Source organism: Nitrosomonas sp. Nm84 (genome assembly GCF_003201565.1).
Classification (GTDB): Bacteria; Pseudomonadota; Gammaproteobacteria; order Burkholderiales; family Nitrosomonadaceae; genus Nitrosomonas.
Map to the genome: position 1 here is coordinate 1 of NZ_QJJP01000058.1, position 4,877 is coordinate 4,877.

A 4,877-nucleotide genomic window follows, 5' to 3' on the forward strand; every position below is an offset into this window, starting at 1 on the left:
CCAAAATATCGCTACCAGCAGCATCGTTAGCATGCCCAGTTTGTAGTACTTCGAATCGTACCACAACGACATGTCGTAGCTTGCGCTCGAACTTGAGCTAGTTGTGCCATATGTTGTTGCCATTTTAATACCTCCTATTAATTAATAAGTTAGCTAATAGAATTAGTGCCGTGTATGGAAAATCAAACTTCCAACTCGACACTTTGTTAGACAGGCCCTCTCGTAATGAAAGTTCCCACCCATTCAAGAAAACCCACTCATTCATTGATCCTAGTAATTATTCTATACCGTCAGGTGCATTGCTTATTTTAAGAATTAAGAATTATGATTTCAAGTAGTTAACCAGTTGATATCCAGATCTGGACAAGAAGCTTTGTCACGAAACTGCAAGAAAATTGTAACTGTCACAAAACTGTAACATTACTGCGATATAACGATTGCCATCTTATACACGAGTTATTTTTCAACCTCTGGATCAAAGACAAACTATGCAATCATTCAGACTTATTTTGGCAATCGTAGCTGTAGTCAATTTGAGCGTCATATCCGACGCTCACGCGTTGGATTTGTATGTTGATACAAAAACCAAACAAATTTTTGCGGAACCCGGCCCTGGACGGGTGCATATGGGTACGTATGAAAAATCCGGACAAGCGTCTGCCAAAACAGAAACATCCAAAGTACTCGCAGCACCAACGCAAACTGCAGCAGAGTCGACCGAATCAGTTTCAGGTTATGAAAACCAGAGAGCGGGAGCAGGCGATAAGCCTGCAGGTGACCGCCTGACAAGATTGCGAGAAAAAGCTGAGAAAGAACAGCTTAAAGGTCAAGTTTCAGTACTCGAAGAGCGCGTCAAGGAAGTGGAAAAAATACATGGGAACTTTGATGATCGCGGATTGCATTGGTCAACCAAGGATGGCAATTTCTCAGTATCGCTCAATGGTCGTATACAACCCGCCTCACAATACAATTTCGTCAATGATCCAGATCCCGCATTTGGTACCAACACCTCGAATGAATTGAACAGTGGAATGAATATTCGCCGAGCTCGTCTAGGGGTTGAGGGCACATTCATGAAAATCTGGGATTACAAGTTTGAATACGACTTTAGTCGTGGAAATGGTTCGGTTGGATCTGGAATTACCGATGCATTCGTGCGGTTAAATCATACCAATGCACTATCCTATAAAATTGGTTCATTCAAGGAACCATTCAGTCTGGAAGAAGCTGCCAGTAACCGCTATCTCACCTTCATTGAACGTCATATGTCAGTCAACTCATTCGTCGACAACCCCAATACGTACAAAACAGGTATCGGTCTCAATTATGCGGTGCAACGCTGGCAGACCGGATTGGCTTTCCAAACAGAACCTATTGGCGCTTGGTCAGCCGCTTCCACCTCAGTGAACGCCAACGGTAATCAAAGCCGCAATAACGGCTCTGGTGACACGGGTTGGGAAGGTATCGGCCGTGTCAGTGGCAGACCGTGGATGGAAGATGAAACCAAGTTTATGCATGTCGGCATTTCTGCAGGACACACCGACGTTAACACAAAATACCGTGCTGACGGCACTATGGTTGGTGAGGGATCGAATGGAGGCGGTGGCGGCATGTCATTCTTTGCATTCCCGGGAACCAACGTAGATCGTACCAACATACTGAATACCGGCAATTTAAGTACAGGGGCGCTCACCGATCCCAATCACCGCCGCGTCAGCAGTTACGATCGCTACGGCGCAGAGGCTTGGTTCGTTTATGGCCCCTTCTCTGCACAAGGCGAATATTTGCGCACCAATATCAATGGTACTGGTTATGATGGCGAGCATTTGACCGGTTATTACGGTTTTGCGAGTTACTTCTTAACTGGCGAGTCCAAGGCTTATCACGTTAGAAACGGTGCAGCAAATCGGATTAAACCTAACCGGCCATTTCAGTGGAATGGTTCAGGCTGGGGCGCATGGGAAATCGCTGCCGGATACGATTACATCAACATGAACTCTGGTGTAATCAAGGGCGGTCAGGCGGACATGGTCAGAATTGGCTTGAACTGGTATCCCCACTCGAATGTTAAATTCCAGACCAACATTGTCCATGTGTTGGATATCAACACGGCGAGAACACCGATCACCAATACGGATGGTTATTCCGGCGGCGCCGGTGCACGCACTAACGGGTGGAATAATGGTGATCTGAGCGCATTCCTGACACAGGTTACAGTCGATTTCTAAGGTTATCTAACAGCCTCTTAATCAGAGGATAGCTCAAATTGTGCATAAACCGGGAATTCAGATTTCCTCATGAATTCCCGGCAAGATCCAGATTCCTGCTCGTTTCGCCAATACTTAAATGCTTATTGCAGGATCTGTTATTGCCGAGAAACATGCGCTAATATCTAACGCATGAACTCTGAAGTTGCCGTGCACACAACAACCATCTCAAACACATGGAGAGTGAAATGCCACAGCTACACAACCTTAAACTACTGAGTAAATTTCTCTTGTTAGGCGCACTAGCAAGCGCCGTGAGCATTGCGAATGCCCAACCAGTTATCAAAATTGATGGATCTAGTACGGTATATCCCATTACTAAAGCAGCCGCAGACAAGTTCGAGATCGCTAAAAAGGATACCGTGAAAGTGTCGGTTGATATCTCCGGTAGCGGTAGCGGTTTCAAGAAATTCTGTCTCGGCGAGATAGATATCGTGAATGCCTCCCGTCCTATCATGAAACATGAAATGAAGCATTGCAAAAATTCCCGAGTGCAATATATCGAAATACCGGTAGCGTTTGATGCCATAACCGTGGCGGTCAACTTGGAAAACAGTTGGAGCAAACGCATGACTGTCGCGGAACTGAAGAAAATATGGGAGCCCGCCGCCCAAGGTAAAATCACTAAGTGGAATCAGATTAACCCGTCATGGCCTGATGAAGCCTTTAAGCTCTATGGCGCAGACACAAATTCTGGGACATACGATTACTTCACCGAAGCCATCGTCGGTAAAGCCAAATCAAGCCGCAACGACTTCACCAAATCCGAAAATGGCAATATTTTGGTAAACAACGTAGCCGGTAATAAAAACGCATTAGGTTTCTTCGGTTTTGCTGATTACATCGAAAATGAAAATAGAATTCAAGCAGTCGCGGTGGACAATGACAGAGGCAAAGGCGCTGTGCTACCGTCTGTCGAAACCGTTGAGAATGGAAGTTATCAGCCTTTATCCCGCCCCATCTTCATTTATGTAAACATCAAGGCGGCGGAAAAAACTGAAATCAAACAATTTGTTGAATTCTATTTGAAGAATGCCATACTTTTAGTAAAGGAAGTCAGATTCTTCCCATTGCCACCCAGCGCCTATGCGACCATGCTGGAGCACTTTAAAAATAAAAGAGCGGGCACGGTATTCAATGGCATGGGCATGTCTGCAGTAGGATTGACTATCGACGACCTGATTCGACGTGAAGGTCGTCTGGAATACGAGCACTATTAGTGTATCCACGTTCACAATAAACAGCGATGCAAACCCACTGGGCAAGTCCAAACGTAGTGCAGTGGTGTCAGTATTTACTCGACAGCTACGCCCATTGGGTCCGACAAGAACTCATTGATCGCAGCGGCACGCCGCTGGAACAGGCCGAACGATTATTCAACAGCACGCTCGTAGTGGCGTCACACGGTGTGGAAGACGACCCCATCTTAAATTACGGCAATCAGACGGCACTGGATCTATGGGTCATGGACTGGCAGCAATTCACACAAACCCCTTCCCGTCTCACCGCTGAACCGGCCAAACGTGAAGAGCGCGCGCGCATGCTGGAACAAGTTAAAACACAAGGTTATATTTCTGATTACAGTGGCATAAGAATTTCCAGTACCGGGAAACGCTTCCAGGTTGATAAAATCGTCATCTGGAACATCCACAAACCCGATGGCGCCACAGTCGGGCAAGGCGCTACGTTCCCTGCCTGGAAATATGTGAGCTGAATTTAACCTCCAAAAATAAAACAAATTTGCCCGAAAACAATATCTGGTTTATTCTTTGCCCCCTGCTGATCATAGATCGGAGAAGTGACCGAGCGGCTTAAGGTGCACGCCTGGAAAGCGTGTGTACGGCTCAAACCGTACCGCGGGTTCGAATCCCGCCTTCTCCGCCATTTGAATTTTCTGGCTTCCTAGCCTCCCTAACACCTTGAAAGGTAATGGGGTTTCAGCGGTTCTAAGTCCTGTATTTCGGTGATATTGGAACTCACCCGGAAAAACCAGTTTCAGCACTGCACGACGGTCGCCTAATCGTCCAGAATCCCAGAGTTTATAAGGGTTTGCAATAAAATCCAGAGCGGTTCTAAGTGCCGCGTCGTATGATCTCATCGGGCGCATGGATTGACCGGATTTTTCAACAAGAACGGCTTTATCGGTTTCCATCTGTTTGATCCGCTTTTCATACGCCTTGATCATCGTTTGGCTATCTGTTTCAATCAATCTGTCCATTACTTGTTCGATTGCGCTATCGAGCTTCTTTATTTCACGCTCCATCGATTGTCCGCGCTGCGCAATTTGCCCCTGACGATAATTCCACCAAGTTTCGAACATCTTTGTCGCGATTTTGAATAATGGAACTGACGGAACAAGCTGGTGCAACAGATTCACAAATTGTCCTTCGAGTTTCTCGCGGGCAATGGCTTTGCCGTAGCTCTCGCAACCTTTGGAAAAACAATAGTAGTATGGATAGTGTTTACTGCGCCCTTTCGTCCAGCAAGCGGTCAAAGGATTGTCGCAATCGCTGCATGTTGACACCGATCGAAACTTGACACTAAAAGCCTAGTTGTACCGGTTGAAAACTGACCAGGTAATTCACGTATCTTGCCTAAATTTTAGGCGGG

Annotated in this window: 3 protein-coding genes and 1 tRNA gene; all 4 read left to right on the forward strand. The window is 46.3% G+C overall.

The annotated features are described in order from the left end of the window. Positions 1 to 488 precede the first annotated feature (488 nt). The 4 genes from C8R34_RS15840 (at position 489) to C8R34_RS15855 (ending at position 4,151) form a co-directional block, all read left to right on the forward strand. Positions 489 to 2,228, forward strand: coding sequence for an OprO/OprP family phosphate-selective porin (locus tag C8R34_RS15840; RefSeq protein WP_110342218.1), 1,740 nt, complete (start codon positions 489 to 491; stop codon positions 2,226 to 2,228). A gap of 227 nt (positions 2,229 to 2,455) precedes the next feature. Continuing rightward, positions 2,456 to 3,487: a PstS family phosphate ABC transporter substrate-binding protein gene (locus C8R34_RS15845; RefSeq protein WP_110342220.1), complete on the forward strand. Its 1,032-nt coding sequence runs from the start codon at positions 2,456 to 2,458 to the stop codon at positions 3,485 to 3,487. Positions 3,488 to 3,513: 26 nt separating this feature from the next. Continuing rightward, positions 3,514 to 3,981 carry an MEKHLA domain-containing protein gene (locus tag C8R34_RS15850; protein WP_110342222.1) on the forward strand — a complete coding sequence of 156 codons (468 nt, stop codon included), beginning with the start codon at positions 3,514 to 3,516 and terminating at the stop codon, positions 3,979 to 3,981. A gap of 78 nt (positions 3,982 to 4,059) precedes the next feature. Next, positions 4,060 to 4,151, forward strand: a tRNA-Ser gene (locus C8R34_RS15855). Positions 4,152 to 4,877 lie beyond the last annotated feature (726 nt).

Bases quoted from the DNA above. Each gene is read 5' to 3' on its own strand.
- C8R34_RS15840 (WP_110342218.1), top strand. From the start codon at position 489: ATGCAATCATTCAGACTTATTTTGGCAATCGTAGCTGTAGTCAATTTG.
- C8R34_RS15845 (WP_110342220.1), top strand. From the start codon at position 2,456: ATGCCACAGCTACACAACCTTAAACTACTGAGTAAATTTCTCTTGTTA.
- C8R34_RS15850 (WP_110342222.1), top strand. From the start codon at position 3,514: ATGCAAACCCACTGGGCAAGTCCAAACGTAGTGCAGTGGTGTCAGTAT.